Source organism: Binatus sp. (SeqCode) (genome assembly GCF_036522015.1).
In the GTDB taxonomy this organism is placed as follows: Bacteria; Desulfobacterota; Binatia; order Binatales; family Binataceae; genus Binatus.
Genome location: NZ_DATDGQ010000003.1, coordinates 1 through 14,046 on the forward strand (window position 1 = coordinate 1; position 14,046 = coordinate 14,046).

Consider the following 14,046-nt stretch of genomic DNA (forward strand, 5'->3'; position numbering starts at 1 on the left):
GGGCGCGCTGCCGAGCGGGTACCGATGTCCCTTGAGGTTGACGTAGAAGCGGCCGGAGTCGTCGGATTCGAAGCGGTCACTCAGATGGTAGTAGGCGGAGCGCAGAAAGCGCGCGCGAATGTCTCCGCCCTTGACGCGTGCATAGAGCACGTTGTCGGCGCCGACTTCGAGCGCGGCAGGATCGAGCGGCTCGCGAGTGTCGTCATTCAGCACGATCGTGAGGCCGCCCAGCTCGTCATCCTCGAGCGCCTTGACGACGTACGGGGTGTCCTCGACGGTGATCGACGCGCGTTCTTCGGCGACTTGCAGATAGTAGCTGCCGTCTCCGTCCGGGTTGCGCTTGATGCTCTGGCTGAACAGCAGCGCGATGCGCGGGTTGTCGATCCGCTCGTCGTCGCTGTACCAGTTGCCGTCGCGCCGAAACGAGATCTTACCCGATTCGACGGTATAGAAACCCGCCCGCGGCATCAGTTGTGTTTCACGCTCTCACGGCTGTCGAGAATTATCGTCACGGGGCCGTCGTTGACGAGATCTACTTCCATCGTGGCGCCGAACTCGCCTGCCTCGACTTTAACACCGCGGATTCGCGCGAGCGAGAGAAAATGCTCGTAAAGCCGGCGCGCTTCGTCGGGCGGCGCGGCTTTGGTGAACGACGGCCGGCGGCCCGAATTGGTGTCGGCGAGCAACGTGAATTGCGATACGACGAGTAGCGAACCATCGGCTTGCGCAATTGACAGGTTCATCTTGCCTGCGGCGTCGGCGAATATGCGCATTCCGATGATTCTGTCTGCCAGATGAGCGGCGTCAGACTCGTTGTCGCCGTCCGCAACTCCAAGCAGCACGACGAATCCGCGCGCGATTTTGCCGATAACGCGCCCGTCGATGCGCACTTCCGCGCGGCTGACGCGTTGAACAACTGCCCGCATGATTGCGTCATATATATAGACCGGTACGCCCGCGCCAGCCGCCCACTGAAAATAACCTTTGTGGTCAGCGCGGGCGTTTGCGTACTATAATTCGAACCAACAATGATTCCTGTCTTGTTCCACCTAGGCCCGCTGACCGTTTACAGCTTCGGGCTGATGATGGCGCTGGGATTCCTGGCGGCCGACTACGTTATCCGCCTCGAATGCATCCGGCGCGGCTACGATCCTGAGTACTCGTCCTCGATCGTGATCACCGCGGCCGTGATGGGGCTGGTCGGTTCGCGGCTCTACGCGATTCTCGACGACCTGCCCACCTATCTCGCCGATCCCAAGACGATGATTTTTTCCGGCTCGGGATTCGTATTCTACGGCGGCATGATTGGCGGAATTTTCGGCGCATACCTGGTTTCGCGCTGGTATCGAATCGGGTTCGGCTCGACGATGGACATGTGCGGTCCCGCGCTCGCGATCGGACAGGCGATCGGCAGAATGGGATGCCAGCTCGCCGGCGATGGCGACTGGGGTCTCGTGTCCAACGTGCCGTGGGCGATGGCGTATCCGCGCGCAATCGTGGGCTGGAACTCTCAGACGGTGTTGAAACTCGACGATCACTACCAGCTCGTATCGGGATTTTTCCCCGGCGTGCGAGTGCATCCGGCGCCAGTGTACGAAACTATTCTGTATCTCGGCGTGTTCTACCTACTGTGGTCGATGCGCAAGACGTCTTACCCGCCGGGTCGCCTCCTCTATTGGTACCTGGTGCTGGCGGGCGCCGCGCGCTTCCTGGTCGAATTCTGGCGAATCAATCCGCGAGTTTTCTACATGTTCAGTGAAGCGCAACTGATTGCGGTCGCGATGATGATCCTCGGGGGCGTCGCGTTGATTCTCACCAACGGACAGGCTCACGCAGATAGCAGTCAGCAGCATCCCGGCGAGAAAGATCGGCGCCCGGCGATGAAGACGGCGCAGGCCTGAGAGAGCGATGGAGATCAAGGATAAAATCCTTTACCTGGTCGCGGGTGTCGTCGTAATGACGGGCCTCGCGCTGGTCGTGCTCAGCGGGCATCGCGGGGCGCGCATCGAGAATTCATCGGGAATCAGCAACGGTTCCGAGGCTCCGGTGGCGGCCGGCAGCCAGGCCGCGGAGTTCAAGCTCGAGAAGCTGGACGGAACAACTGTTTCACTCGAATCGCTGCGCGGCAAAGTCGTATTTCTGAATGTGTGGGCGACCTGGTGCGAGCCCTGCCGCGAGGAAATGCCCTCGATGCAGACGCTCTACGACGATTTCAAGAAAAACAAGGATTTCGTGATGCTCGCGGTCAGCCAGGACACCAAGGGACGCGCGGCGGTGGCGCCGTACGTCGCCAAAAACGGCTACCAGTTCACAATCCTGCTCGACCCCGAGAATAAGATCGGTGAGACTTACGACGTGAGCGGCGTCCCCGAAACGTTCATTATCGATCGAAAAGGGCAGATTGTCGCGCATCACATGGGCGCTTTTGACTGGTCGCGGCCCGACGTCAAGGACGCGTTGCAGCAACTCCTCGACTCAAAGCAGGGATAAAAAGGGAATCTGGACGGCAATCGAAGCGATGTTGCAACCGTATGCATCAGAGTGCTGCATCTGCTTAAATGGACAACTCATAATCACGGGTTCCAACATATTTAAATCTCCATGATGAAAAGACATCGCTGGTCCATCACGTTGGCGGTTTCGCTGGTCGCATGCTTCCTGGTCCTTCAGGAGGTCGCCGTCCGCCGAGCCCAGGCCCTCTCGAACGACACCTACCAGGAGCTCGACACGTTCGCGAGCGTGCTCGCAATCGTGCAAAAAAACTACGTCGAACCGGTCACCACCAAGAAGCTGATCGACGGCGCAATCAGCGGGATGCTGGCGTCGCTCGACCCGCATAGCGCGTACCTGACGCCCGACCTGTACCGCGACCTCGAAGTCGAGACGCGTGGCAGCTTCGGCGGGCTTGGAATCGAAATCACGATCAAGAACGGTGCGTTGACCGTCGTTGCGCCGATCGAGGATACGCCGGCGTATCGTGCGGGACTCAAGGCCGGCGACCAGATCATCAAGATCGACGACGACTTCACCAAGGACATGTCGCTTACCGAGGCGGTCAAGCGGATGCGCGGGCCGAAGGGCAGCAAGATCCGGCTGACTCTCCATCGCAACAACGTGCCCGAGCTGTTTACGGTGACGCTCGCGCGCGACGTCATCAAGATTCAATCGGTCAAGGCGAAGATGCTGCCCGAGGGCTACGGTTATATCCGCGTCACCACCTTCCAGGAGAACACGGGCGAGGGCGTGGAGAAGGCGATCGACGATTTCGAATCCAAGGACCACGGCAAGATCAAGGGAATCGTGTTCGACTTGCGCGACAATCCGGGGGGTTTGCTGAACCAGGCGGTGAAGGTTTCGGACGATTTCCTCGACGGCGGGCTGATCGTCTATACGCAGGGACGCGAGGAGAATCAGCAGCAAAAATACTTCTCGCACAAGAAAAAAGATTGGGTTGACTACCCGATGGTGGTGCTGGTCAATGGCGGCAGCGCCAGCGCGAGCGAGATTGTTGCGGGCGCGTTGCAGGATCAGAAGCGCGCAGTGATTCTCGGCACCCAGACCTTCGGCAAAGGCTCGGTGCAGACAATTCTGCCGCTCGACGATCATTCCGCGCTGCGCCTGACGACGGCGCGCTACTACACTCCCGCCGGCCGCTCGATCCAGGCCGTGGGGATCACGCCCGATGTCGATGTCGCGCCGCCCAAGGAAACGATCGCGTCGATAACCCAGCAGGGCGGCGAGTTCGACGAGAACCCGGAAATCCACGAGAGAGATCTGCCGCATCATTTCCAGAACGGGCAGAAGAAGGACGGCAGCCCTGCGACTGACGAAAACGCGCTACCTGCTCCAGGAGCCGACAAGGGCGACAAAGCGCCGGGCGCGAAAGGTGCCAAGGGCGCCAAGGCAAAAGAGGAAAAAGATGTGCAGCTCGATCGCGCGATCGACATCCTGAAGCATTGGAACACGTTCAAACTGCAGCTGGCCAAGGGCGAGACCCAATCTGCGGTTTCCGGCGAGGGCGAGAGCAAGTCGAAGGGCGACTAAGCAACCGCAACAGAAAAGTTCGCAACGCGCCGGGCATCGCAAAGATGTCCGGCGTTTTTTTTACGCAGGCGCCGGGTTGCCGTCGGGCGCGATCAATCCGAACTTGTCGAGGATCACCTGATGCTGCCCTTCCATCCGCCGCAACACGTCGAGCATCACTTCGTCCTGCTGTTCGAGATGCGTCATGATCGATTTCAGCTCGTCTTCGGCCTTGCAATTCACTTCGTAGTCCTGCTCGGCCATTAGCCGGTCCTTCGCGGCTTGTCGATTCTGCGACATCATGATTATCGGCGCGGCGTACGCAGCCTGAAAACTCAGCGCGAGGTTGAGCAGGATGAACGGGTAAGGATCCCAGTGATTGATGTACGCGACAACGTTCAGCGTGATCCAAAACGCCAGGATGATCGACTGCACGATGATGAACGGCCAACTGCCCATCACCGCCGCCAGCCGATCCGCGATTCGCTGCCCGGTGGTGAGCTTCTCGGCGTCAACCTGGTTGATGTTGATGACAGGCTTGTGGCGATGGACGTGACGGATGCGCTGCCGTTCCCATTTCTCGACATCTGTGGCGTGAGCGTTGGTCATTGATTCCCCTCCATCGATTCTCGATCACGAGCCCCGGCTTGATGGTAGCCTCAATTTCCCGGACGATCAGCCATGGCGCGAGGATTCCTGATCACCGGCACCGGCGCACGAGTGGGCAAGACCACAGTCGGCTGCGCGCTTGGATTCGCGATGCGAGCACGCGGAATCCGCGTCGGCGTGATGAAACCGGTGGACACGGCCGAATCGCAGGATGCGCAAGCATTAGCGCTCGCAGTCGGTTCCACAATGCCGATTGAATTGATTTGCCCGTATCGTTATCCCGCAGATTCTGCGCTCGTGGATGCGCCCGACCTTGCTCATATCGTGCAATGCTTCGACCAAATCGCGGCGCAAAATGACGTCGTGTTGGTCGAAGCCGGACGCATACTCGATTTCGCCGACCTGGCCGCGACGCTCGACCTCGAAGTCATCGTAGTAGTCTCAAATCGCCCCGGATGCCTCGATGCAACGATGCTGACTATTCAACGCTGCGGCGACCGCGGATTAAAAATCCGCGGCTACATCCTTTGCGATTGCGATCCAACTCCAGCAGTCGACGAGGTATCACTGCGAGAACTGGTCGGACCTCTCTACCTCGGCCGGATGCGGCATCGCGAGCCCTTGGCCAAGGTAATCGTCGAAAAGCTCATCTAATCCGCCATATAGGTGCCTGCCAACTTGTTCTGATAGGCTATGCGAACAATGGCGGGGCAGCTCAATCTTTCTTTGCGCGGCCATCGCACGGGCCTGATCACCGTATCGGACCTGGTGCGGATGGTTCGCGATACGCTCGACGCGGGACTCGGCGAGGGTTGGGTGGTCGGCGAGATTTCCAATGCGCGGCTGGCGCCGTCGAACCATTTATATTTCACGCTCAAGGATTCCCGCAGCGCGATCAACGTCGTGATGTTCAAGACGGCGTTCCAGCGGATGCGCTTCAAAGTCGTGGACGGGATGGAAGTGATCGTTCGCGGCCGCGTGCAGGTCTTCGAGCAGCGTGGCGCGTTGCAACTTTACGCAGAGGAAATGGAGCCGCGCGGCGTCGGCGCGTTGCAGGTCGCATTCGAGCAGTTGAAGCGCCGGCTCGAAGTCGAAGGACTGTTCGATCGCGCGCGCAAACGCGCAATTCCATTCCTGCCGCGACGGATTGGAATCGTGACGGCCAGTGGCGGCGCGGGACTCCGCGACATGCTGCGCATCTTGTTCGATCGCTTCCCGAGCATGCAGGTAATCTTCCGGCCCGCGAAAGTGCAGGGTGACGGCTCGGCCAATGAAATCGCCGACGCGATCGCCGACCTCAATCGCGACGGCCGGGCCGAGGTGCTGATCGTCGGACGCGGCGGCGGCTCGCTCGAAGATTTGTGGGCGTTCAACGAAGAAGTCGTCGCACGCGCGATTTTCCGATCGCAGATACCGGTGATTTCAGCAGTCGGTCACGAAGTCGATTACACGATCGCCGATTTCGTCGCCGACCTGCGCGCGCCCACTCCCACAGCGGCCGCGCAGATGGTCGTGCCCAGTTTTGCCGAGTTGAAGGAACGAGTTGAAGTGCTGGGCGCGTCGCTCGCGAGCGTGATGGATCGCGAACTCTCGGGCCGGCGCGAATCGGTGGACGACCTGGCTGACCGCATCCGCCATACCGGCAGCATTATCGCCGAGGCGCGCGACCGCCTCGCCGGCCTCGACGCTGAGCTTGCCGACGCGGTGTCGTCGCGAATCGCGGAAGGGCGGCGCAGCGTCCGCGAATTGCGGCTGCGCCTTCGTGGTCCCGATGCGACAGTCCGCGACATGCGCCTGCGGACTACCGGGCTCCGCAACAATCTTGTTCATGGCGTCGCGTCGGCTCTGGAAGCCAAACGCCGCCAACTCGGCGCAGATGCCGGACGGCTTGACGCGTTGTCGCCGCTGAAAGTCTTGGATCGCGGCTACGCCGTCGTGATCAACAAAATCAATTCGCGCGCGGTGCTCGACGCGGCGACGGTGAAGTTCGACGACGAGCTCGACATCAGATTGGCCAAGGGTCGGCTCAGTGCGCGCGCGACTGGCCGGACTCTGTAGAAGTAGTATCCAGGGATGACTACGAAGACGAAAAAATTTGAGGACGAGCTGAAGGAGCTCGAAACGATTGTCACTCAGATCGATTCGGGCGAGCTCACACTCGATGAATCGATCGGAGCCTTCGAACGCGGCGTGATGCTGGTGAAGGCGCTCAATGGGAAACTCGACGAAGTCGAGCGCAAGGTCGAACTGCTAACGCGGAGCGCCGGCGGCGAACTGCGCACGGCGCCCTTTGAACCATCGTCTGATGACGAAAATCCCGCCGGCGCGAAGGACGACGACGAAACACCCTTCTAACAACGGTTCCGGCGCGAAGCCCAAGCCTAAAACCAGGACCCGGCGCTCCTCAGCGCCTCTGGCCCGCTTCAGGCTCGACGCTGAAATGGCGCGCCGCGGTCTCGCCGACAGCCGCGAAATCGCCCAACGTCTCATCATGGCGGGACGGGTGCGCGTAAACTCGCGTCCTGCCTACAAAGCCGACCTCAAGGTCGATTCCGAAACCCAGATCGCGCTGATGGCCGGTGCGCCGCAGTTCGCCTCGCGCGGAGCGTACAAACTGATCGCCGCGCTCGAGCATTTCGGCATCTCGGTCGAAGGCAAGCTCGCGATGGACGTCGGCGCATCGACCGGCGGATTCACCGACGTGCTGCTGCGACGCGGCGCCAAGGCCGTCATCGCGATGGACGTCGGCTACGGCCAGCTTGTACTCAAGCTGCGCGAGGATCCGCGCGTCACCGTGCTCGATCGCATGAATATCCGGCTCGCCTCGCCGACCGACTTGCCTCACGCGCCCGAGCTCGTGACCATCGACACCAGCTTCATTTCGCTGCGGCTGGTAATTCCGGCGGTGCTCGCGCTGGTCGCGCCGCGGGCCGAGATTGTCGCCCTGATCAAGCCGCAGTTCGAAGTCGGCAAGGGCAAGGTCGGCAAAGGCGGCGTCGTCAAGGACGAAAAGCTGCGGCGCGAAGCAGTCGCGGGAATCGTCGAGTTCGCCGAGAAGATCGGGCTGAACGTGGTCGGCACGCTCGAATCGCCAATTGAGGGCGCAGCAGGAAATCGCGAATATCTCGCGCTGATGAAGTTCCCCGGCGAATCCGGCAAATGACGCGAGCATGGGCGGTCGGCTTGGATATGGGTGGCACCAATATCCGATGCGCAGCCGTGTCCGTCGCCGGCGACGTCTTGTTGATCGAGCACGGACCGTCGCTCGCGTCGCGCGAGGCAGGCGCGGTCGCTGAAAATATAGCCGCGCAGACCATTCATCTCCTCGCCACCGCGCGCCGGCGCGGACTCGGCTCGCCACGCGCGATCGGGGTCGCGGTCCCGGGACCGCTGAACGTGCACACCGGCACCGTGATGCAAGCGCCGCACGTCGCCGCATGGCGCGGATACCCGCTGCGCTGCAAGCTCGAAGCGCTGATTGGGCGCAAGGTCGTCGTTGACAATGACGCGAACGCATGGGCGCTCGGCGAATACTGGCGCGGCGCGGCGCGCGGACGTCACGACGTCGTGCTGCTGACGCTCGGCACCGGAGTCGGCGGCGGTCTGATCGTCGGCGGCAAACTGGTCCACGGGCACAGCGGCATGGCCGGAGAATTGGGGCATGTGACCGTAGATCCCGACGGTCCGCCATGCGACTGCGGCTCGCGCGGATGCCTCGAGTCGTACGCCTCCGCGTCGGGACTGCGCGCGTTGGTCGAGAATCGGCTGGGACTGCCGCCGGGGGCGCCGCTCCCAGCGCCAATTGTAGATTCTGAAAAAAACTTCTCGGTGCGAGGACTGTCGGCCCAGGCACGCCGCGGAGACCAGCTCGCGCTGGAGGCGTTCGCGACCGCCGGTCATTACCTCGGAATCGCTATTGCGTCGTTCCTCAATATCTTCAACCCCGAGCTGGTTGTGATTGGCGGCGGCGTTGCCGGCGCGCTGCCATACATGCGCAAAACGATGACTGCGCAGGTGCGCGCGCGAGCCTTCACCGCGATCGCCTCGCAGGCGAAGATCGTGCGCGCCGCGCTGGGTCCGCGCGGTGGCGTGGTGGGTGCGGCCTACGCTGCCCTGAATCCGCCGGCGCGTTCGTAACGTCCCGCAATGGTGCCGCTACTCAAAGTCATTGCGACACTCACCGCCGCCTTCTTCGCCGGTGGCGGCCTGTTCGTCTCCGTGGTGCTCTATCCCGCGATCGTGACGGACATGAGCTCCGCAGTGGTCCAGTTTGGAAGGATGTATAGGCACGCCGCACCGTGGCAAGGTTCGAATGCGATCGTCTGCCTCCTCTCGGCGGTGACTGTGTCCGTGCTGACCGGTGACTGGTGGTGGGCGATCGGCGGCATTTTGGTCGGCGCATCGGTTCCGTTCACGTTGCTTGTGATGATGCCGGTCAATAACCGGCTGCTGGACGAGAAGGCGCCCCCAGGATCTGATGAGGCTGTCTCGATGCTGAAGCATTGGGGCAGGCTTCATTGGGTCCGAAATATTCTTTCAACCCTGGGTTTGGCCGTGATGCTGGCGCATGGGCTCGTTTAGCGGCGCTCGTAGCAGCCGTGCTACATCCTAGACCCTAGGCTGAATCTGATAGATACTGGGAATTGGTTCGCGGGTCTGGGGTCCATATGAGCGCGCGAAGGTACTGCTCAACAATTTCAAGCCTTGCCCTCGTGGCGACGTTTATCGTTGCCGGATGCAGACTTGCGTTCGCGCAAACCGACATCAACGAGACTACGATTCCGCCCTCCTCGCCACCCGCGAAAGTAGTCCGGGCGCCAAGCGCGACTGACGAGCCCGCCGACACGTCGGCGCCGAAGCCCGTTGCTAATCGGCCCGCCAACGTCATCCCGTACACTGTGCGCTCCGGCGATACGGTCGGCGCGATTGCCGCGATGTTCGGTGTCACGCCTGAAGAGGTTGCCCACGCCAACCGGATGAATGTTGACGAGGAGCTGCAGGTTGACGAGGTGCTGAAAATTCCGCATCCGTTCACCACCGAAGTCACCAACCTCAAGGCGCAGATCGAGACGCTGAGCGCGCAGCAGCAGGCCGCGGAGCAGAAGTCCGACTCGGCGCAGGAGCAGGTCAAGTCGCTCCAGACGCAGGTGCAGGATCTGACCGGCCAGAACCAGGATTTGGACCTTGGGGTCAAGCTGCTGCCGTGGTGGCGCGCGACTGCGATCAGCCTCGGAATCTTCGCGCTCATCATGTTCGGCGTGATGCTGCTGACGATGTTCGAATGGTGGCGGATGCGGCGCAGGTTCGTCGCGCTGGCCGCGATGACCGACGCGCTCAGCCGGCTCGACTACAAGTACAAGGCGACGTTTGCGAAGGCGGAGCTGCGCTTGCAGCAGCTCTACGGCCGGCGTCGTGGCGCTGTCGCCGAGGGGCAGCCGCGCCCCAGGATGCCGGAGGAAGTCGAGATCGAGCGGCTCAACGAAGAACTCAAGAATATTCTCGAGACGCACTTGCAACGGATGGGCGCGAAATTGCCCGGAGGCCGCCGCAAAGGATGGCGCGAGATGTTCGGAGGCGGCGACGTCGGGTCGACAGTCGAAGCGCGTTCCTATCGCCGCTAGTTTTTCATTTTTGCGATTGTAACTCTCACCTCCGGGAGTTATTAGAAGATCGAGAGGAAGGCTCATCATGAAAAAACTTGCGCTAATGACTCTACTCGCGACCATGATAGTTGCGCCCATTGGAATGTCTTCTGCTACCGGCAAGAGCGCGTCGGACACCCCCGAATGCTGCGTGAAAAAGCAGGGATGCTGCCCGAGCGCATCGTGCTGCTCCGGCGGCCAGCACAGCATGGGCGCCCACTGCATGATGCATTCGGCCGCGCACTAATCCTTCCTATCCAGTTCCCCTTCCCAGCACGGGAAGGGGTTAGGGGTTAGGTTCCGAATCTTCGCTCGCTTATTGTGAGGTGAATGATGAATCGTCTGACGACATTCGGACTAGGAATAATTGTCGCGATCGGACTAGCTGGTATTGCTCTCGCCGCCGATACCGCCTCAACATCGGTCACGGGCAATCTCGAAGACGCGTACTGCTACGGCACGATGGGCGCGAAGGGCGCAGGCCACAAGGCATGCGCGATCAAGTGCGCGTCCGCGGGAATCCCGGTGACGCTTATCGAAAAAGGCACCGAGAAGTCCTACATCCTGCTACCCAACAAGGACGCGTCCCCGCTTCCCGCCAGCGTGACCTCTCGAATGGAAGACGAGGTAACCGTGACCGGCAAGGAATACAGCAAGAACGGCACACAATACATCGTCGTCGAATCAGTGAAGTAGCGGGTAGCCGCGGGCAGACAGCGTCGTGCTAGAGCGCATCCTGCCAGGCGCATCGCAGCTACAGAACTACCATCCCCTGATAGTGCATTTCCCGATCGCCTTCATCTACGGCGCAGCACTCCTCTATTTCCTCGCATGGATAACCGCGAGCGAAAAACTCCAATGGACCGCCCTCTGGATGTTGCTACTTGCGGCACTGAGCGCGGGATTGGCACTAGCGAGCGGATTTTACGCAGCACCCGGCCTGATGGTTTCAGAGTCAGTCCGCCAACAGCTACTAGCTCATCACAAACACCTGATGGTAGCCGCATCGATACTAACCGGCGCACTAACTGTGTGGGCGCTAGCATCGCGACCAATGCCAACGAGAGCGCGCGTCCTATTCATGGCCGGCCTACTAGCGCTGATGGGCCTAATAGCAGCAGGCGCAGACCTGGGCGGCGAAATGGTCTATGGATACAACGCCGGCGGCTCCGCCTGCCCCCAACCAATCGACTTCAAGAAGTAGCCAAGACTCCGAGCCTCGTTCATGGCCAGTCGTAGGAAGCGTGCGTCTCCCAAGGTTTCAGGTCCGTTCCTGAGGCGCATTACGGCATTGCCGGAACGTGTCGATCAGAGTCGCTATCCTTTCAACATCCCAGCGTTCTCCCATGGTATCGATGTCGCGATAACGTCGAACGTCACGTTTTTCGTCGGGGAAAATGGATCGGGAAAGTCCACCCTGCTTGAGGCAATCGCTGAGAACAGTGGTTTTAGTCCGCAGGGCGGCGGTCGCGATCACCAAGTTGCTGGGCACCAGGACCAGTCAGATATGGCTTCCGCCCTTCGCCTATCCTGGTCACTCAAAGTAACCGACGGATTTTTCATGCGCGCAGAGAGCTTCTACAATTTCGCCAGCTACATAGAACAATCCGGTAGCAACTTCGATAGATATGGTGGCCGCCCACTCCACGATCAATCTCACGGTGAATCCTTTCTCGCGCTGTTCTCGAACCGCTTCGATCGCGGAATTTACATCCTCGACGAGCCCGAGGCTGCGCTTTCGCCCCAGCGGCAACTGAGCCTGTTGAGCATCATCCATCGACTGGAGAAAGCGGGCCGAGCGCAGTTCCTGGTTTCCACCCATTCGCCGATTATTCTCGCGTATCCCGGCGCCGTACTACTCAGCCTCGACAACGACGAAATTCGCGGGGTGCAATACGAGGACACCGACCACTACCGGGTCACCAAACAGTTCCTGGCCTCACCGGAACGCTACTTCAGGCACCTATTCTCCGAAGAGCCTGATGACGACGATGAAACCTAGCGCCATCTGCCAGGTAGGATCTCATCACAAATTGCCGTTCGTCAGTCTTCGTCGGAAAGGGCGATTGCGTTTCAAATGCCATTCGCGGCTCATCGCTTCTTCGCGCGAGTCGTGACGCTCCGCATACAGCAGGAACCATACGCGGCCTCGCGTCGACCGCGCTCCTGTGCCCGCATTATGCCGCGCGATTCGCCGCTCAAGATCGTTCGTCCACCCGACGTAGGTTCGATAGCCGTCGTGCCCGCAACTACCCAGCACATAAACGAAGCACCCTGTCTCCTCGCTCCCCTCTCCAGAAGGGGAGGCCAGTGGGGCCGGGGGAGAGGTTCCATTCGCCAGCGGCCTCGAACTTCGACTATGTTCGATCCGAAGTAACCGCATCGGGAGAATTCTATGGGAAAGGCCAACGGCCGCAAATCGATCTTCATCACCGGCGCCGCATCCGGGATGGGCCGCGAGACCGCGCGCCTGTTTCGCGAAAAAGAATGGTTCATCGGCGGCTACGACGTTAACGCCGACGGACTGCGCGCGCTCGAGAAGGAATTGGGCGCCGACAACTGCGTCGTGCGGCGGCTCGACGTCACCGATAAGGCCGACTACGAGAAAGCGCTCGCGGAATTCGGCGCGGCGACCGGCGGTAAGATGAACATCCTGTATAACAATGCCGGCATCGGCGTTGGCGGCTTCTTCGACGAGCAGCCGTTCGAGGACATCCTGCGCGTCGTGCACGTAAACTTCATCGGCGTGCTCATCGGGATCCATTCCGCGATCGGCCTGCTCAAGGCGACCCCGGGCTCGCTCTGTTTCACCACGTCGTCCTCGTCGGCGACCTACGGGATGCCGGGAATCGCAGTCTATTCCGCCACCAAGCATGCAGTGAAGGGATTAACCGAGGCTCTGTCGATCGAGTTCCGTCGCTACGGCGTACGCGCCGCCGACACGCTGCCCGGACTGATCGATACCGCGATTTTGCCGGAGGGAACCGCCGAGCGAGCACCGAAGGAAGGAATGTTCCGGCTGATTCAACCGATAGAAGTCGCGAAGATCGTCTGGGAGGCCTACACCTCAGACAAGCTGCACTGGTACGTCCCCGAAGAAATCGGCGACCTCGACAAGGCGGCAGGCAACAATCCCGAACTGGTCCGCGAACAGATCGAGCAAATGATGGCGTTCGCCGATACGCAAAATCCGGCCGCGAAGAAGTAGCCACATGTACTGGATGCAGGGGTCACCCCTGCCCAAGGAAGCGTGAAACCCACGGCGGGTTTCACATTCAATAAAGTGATTCACCCTTCCCACAAGGAGCAAACCAAATGGCCAGCGGACACATTCTGAAGGAAGTCAAAGACGGCGTTGCTACCGTCACGCTCAATCGCCCGGAGAAACTGAACGCGTTCTCGGGCACGATGGCGGCGGAACTGTACGCGTCGTTCGCCGAGTACGACAAGGACGACGACGTGCGCGTGATCGTCGTCACTGGCGCGGGCCGCGCGTTCAGCGCGGGCGCGGATTTGTCGAGCGGCGGCAATACGTTCGATGCCGACGCGCGCGCCGAGCGTCGCGAGCGTCCAGCCCCGGCGATTCGGCCGTGGAACGTGCGCAAACCGATAATCGCGGCGATCAACGGCCCCGCGGTCGGGATGGGAATCACGCTGCCGATGCAATGGGACATCCGGGTCGCGGCCGAGAGCGCGCGAATCGGGTTCGTCTTCGTGCGCCGCGGCGTTATTCCGGAAGCGCTCAGCCTGTGGACCGTCCCGCGCATGATCG

At 60.9% G+C, this 14,046-nt stretch carries 20 protein-coding genes; 16 read left to right on the forward strand and 4 right to left on the reverse strand.

What is annotated here, in order from left to right; translation table 11 throughout:
* On the reverse strand, positions 1-468 hold a 468-nt coding region (locus tag VIW95_RS00035; protein WP_331582701.1), incomplete at its 3' end, for a DUF1285 domain-containing protein.
* Positions 468-926, reverse strand: a complete 459-nt coding sequence (gene dtd / locus VIW95_RS00040) for a D-aminoacyl-tRNA deacylase (RefSeq protein WP_331582703.1) — start codon at positions 924-926, stop codon at positions 468-470. The genes VIW95_RS00035 and dtd, both read right to left, overlap by 1 nt.
* Positions 927-1,028: 102 nt before the next feature.
* On the opposite strand from dtd, the gene VIW95_RS00045 reads away from it, so the two are divergent.
* From VIW95_RS00045 to VIW95_RS00055, 3 genes are all read left to right on the forward strand, one after another.
* Positions 1,029-1,901 carry a prolipoprotein diacylglyceryl transferase gene (locus VIW95_RS00045; RefSeq protein WP_331582705.1) on the forward strand — a complete coding sequence of 291 codons (873 nt, stop codon included), beginning with the start codon at positions 1,029-1,031 and terminating at the stop codon, positions 1,899-1,901.
* 7 nt (positions 1,902-1,908) lie between these two features.
* The gene (locus tag VIW95_RS00050; RefSeq protein ID WP_331582707.1) at positions 1,909-2,490 is read left to right on the forward strand and encodes a TlpA disulfide reductase family protein; all 582 of its coding nucleotides are present in this window, start codon (positions 1,909-1,911) and stop codon (positions 2,488-2,490) included.
* 114 nt (positions 2,491-2,604) lie between these two features.
* Positions 2,605-4,044, forward strand: coding sequence for a S41 family peptidase (locus VIW95_RS00055; protein WP_331582709.1), 1,440 nt, complete (start codon positions 2,605-2,607; stop codon positions 4,042-4,044).
* Between the two features lie 60 nt (positions 4,045-4,104).
* Here the strand turns inward: VIW95_RS00055 and VIW95_RS00060 are convergent, their stop codons facing one another.
* A complete protein-coding gene (locus VIW95_RS00060; protein ID WP_331582711.1) occupies positions 4,105-4,632 on the reverse strand; it encodes a DUF1003 domain-containing protein in 528 nt (175 codons plus the stop codon).
* 72 nt (positions 4,633-4,704) lie between these two features.
* Here VIW95_RS00060 and VIW95_RS00065 point away from each other — a divergent pair, with 72 nt between their 5' ends.
* The 11 genes from VIW95_RS00065 to VIW95_RS00115 all read left to right on the forward strand — a co-directional run bounded on the left by VIW95_RS00065 (position 4,705) and on the right by VIW95_RS00115 (position 12,276).
* Complete coding sequence (locus VIW95_RS00065) at positions 4,705-5,286, forward strand: dethiobiotin synthase (RefSeq protein ID WP_331582713.1); 582 nt, start codon at positions 4,705-4,707, stop codon at positions 5,284-5,286.
* Between the two features lie 48 nt (positions 5,287-5,334).
* A complete protein-coding gene (gene xseA, locus VIW95_RS00070; protein ID WP_331582716.1) occupies positions 5,335-6,690 on the forward strand; it encodes an exodeoxyribonuclease VII large subunit in 1,356 nt (451 codons plus the stop codon).
* Positions 6,691-6,705: 15 nt separating this feature from the next.
* Positions 6,706-6,987, forward strand: coding sequence for an exodeoxyribonuclease VII small subunit (locus VIW95_RS00075; RefSeq protein ID WP_331582718.1), 282 nt, complete (start codon positions 6,706-6,708; stop codon positions 6,985-6,987).
* Between the two features lie 58 nt (positions 6,988-7,045).
* Positions 7,046-7,795 carry a TlyA family RNA methyltransferase gene (locus tag VIW95_RS00080; RefSeq protein WP_349259264.1) on the forward strand — a complete coding sequence of 250 codons (750 nt, stop codon included), beginning with the start codon at positions 7,046-7,048 and terminating at the stop codon, positions 7,793-7,795.
* Positions 7,792-8,769 carry an ROK family protein gene (locus tag VIW95_RS00085; protein WP_331582722.1) on the forward strand — a complete coding sequence of 326 codons (978 nt, stop codon included), beginning with the start codon at positions 7,792-7,794 and terminating at the stop codon, positions 8,767-8,769. The genes VIW95_RS00080 and VIW95_RS00085 overlap by 4 nt, the downstream gene beginning before the upstream one ends.
* Positions 8,770-8,778: 9 nt before the next feature.
* A complete protein-coding gene (locus tag VIW95_RS00090) occupies positions 8,779-9,213 on the forward strand; it encodes a DUF1772 domain-containing protein (RefSeq protein ID WP_331582724.1) in 435 nt (144 codons plus the stop codon).
* A gap of 131 nt (positions 9,214-9,344) precedes the next feature.
* Entirely contained in the window at positions 9,345-10,253 is a 909-nt protein-coding gene (locus VIW95_RS00095) for a LysM peptidoglycan-binding domain-containing protein (RefSeq protein WP_331582726.1), read from the forward strand.
* Positions 10,254-10,320: 67 nt separating this feature from the next.
* Complete coding sequence (locus VIW95_RS00100) at positions 10,321-10,521, forward strand: hypothetical protein (protein ID WP_331582728.1); 201 nt, start codon at positions 10,321-10,323, stop codon at positions 10,519-10,521.
* 86 nt (positions 10,522-10,607) lie between these two features.
* Complete coding sequence (locus VIW95_RS00105; RefSeq protein ID WP_331582730.1) at positions 10,608-10,970, forward strand: hypothetical protein; 363 nt, start codon at positions 10,608-10,610, stop codon at positions 10,968-10,970.
* Positions 10,971-10,995: 25 nt separating this feature from the next.
* A complete protein-coding gene (locus tag VIW95_RS00110; protein WP_331582732.1) occupies positions 10,996-11,478 on the forward strand; it encodes a DUF2231 domain-containing protein in 483 nt (160 codons plus the stop codon).
* Positions 11,479-11,499: 21 nt separating this feature from the next.
* Positions 11,500-12,276, forward strand: a complete 777-nt coding sequence (locus tag VIW95_RS00115) for an AAA family ATPase (RefSeq protein WP_331582734.1) — start codon at positions 11,500-11,502, stop codon at positions 12,274-12,276.
* A 24-nt stretch (positions 12,277-12,300) separates the two neighbouring features.
* Here the strand turns inward: VIW95_RS00115 and VIW95_RS17415 are convergent, their stop codons facing one another.
* Complete coding sequence (locus VIW95_RS17415; RefSeq protein ID WP_349259265.1) at positions 12,301-12,585, reverse strand: GIY-YIG nuclease family protein; 285 nt, start codon at positions 12,583-12,585, stop codon at positions 12,301-12,303.
* Positions 12,586-12,669: 84 nt separating this feature from the next.
* Here VIW95_RS17415 and VIW95_RS00120 point away from each other — a divergent pair, with 84 nt between their 5' ends.
* Together VIW95_RS00120 and VIW95_RS00125 are read left to right on the forward strand one after the other, a co-directional pair.
* Positions 12,670-13,482, forward strand: coding sequence for an SDR family oxidoreductase (locus tag VIW95_RS00120; RefSeq protein WP_331582736.1), 813 nt, complete (start codon positions 12,670-12,672; stop codon positions 13,480-13,482).
* Positions 13,483-13,589: 107 nt separating this feature from the next.
* On the forward strand, positions 13,590-14,046 hold a 457-nt coding region (locus VIW95_RS00125), incomplete at its 3' end, for an enoyl-CoA hydratase-related protein (protein WP_331582738.1).

Bases quoted from the DNA above. Each gene is read 5' to 3' on its own strand.
- VIW95_RS00120 (WP_331582736.1), top strand. From the start codon at position 12,670: ATGGGAAAGGCCAACGGCCGCAAATCGATCTTCATCACCGGCGCCGCA.
- VIW95_RS00100 (WP_331582728.1), top strand. From the start codon at position 10,321: ATGAAAAAACTTGCGCTAATGACTCTACTCGCGACCATGATAGTTGCG.
- VIW95_RS00085 (WP_331582722.1), top strand. From the start codon at position 7,792: ATGACGCGAGCATGGGCGGTCGGCTTGGATATGGGTGGCACCAATATC.
- VIW95_RS00045 (WP_331582705.1), top strand. From the start codon at position 1,029: ATGATTCCTGTCTTGTTCCACCTAGGCCCGCTGACCGTTTACAGCTTC.
- dtd (WP_331582703.1), bottom strand. From the start codon at position 926: ATGCGGGCAGTTGTTCAACGCGTCAGCCGCGCGGAAGTGCGCATCGAC.
- VIW95_RS00050 (WP_331582707.1), top strand. From the start codon at position 1,909: ATGGAGATCAAGGATAAAATCCTTTACCTGGTCGCGGGTGTCGTCGTA.
- VIW95_RS00055 (WP_331582709.1), top strand. From the start codon at position 2,605: ATGAAAAGACATCGCTGGTCCATCACGTTGGCGGTTTCGCTGGTCGCA.
- VIW95_RS00105 (WP_331582730.1), top strand. From the start codon at position 10,608: ATGAATCGTCTGACGACATTCGGACTAGGAATAATTGTCGCGATCGGA.
- VIW95_RS00115 (WP_331582734.1), top strand. From the start codon at position 11,500: ATGGCCAGTCGTAGGAAGCGTGCGTCTCCCAAGGTTTCAGGTCCGTTC.
- VIW95_RS00075 (WP_331582718.1), top strand. From the start codon at position 6,706: ATGACTACGAAGACGAAAAAATTTGAGGACGAGCTGAAGGAGCTCGAA.
- xseA (WP_331582716.1), top strand. From the start codon at position 5,335: ATGGCGGGGCAGCTCAATCTTTCTTTGCGCGGCCATCGCACGGGCCTG.
- VIW95_RS00060 (WP_331582711.1), bottom strand. From the start codon at position 4,632: ATGACCAACGCTCACGCCACAGATGTCGAGAAATGGGAACGGCAGCGC.
- VIW95_RS00090 (WP_331582724.1), top strand. From the start codon at position 8,779: ATGGTGCCGCTACTCAAAGTCATTGCGACACTCACCGCCGCCTTCTTC.
- VIW95_RS00065 (WP_331582713.1), top strand. From the start codon at position 4,705: ATGGCGCGAGGATTCCTGATCACCGGCACCGGCGCACGAGTGGGCAAG.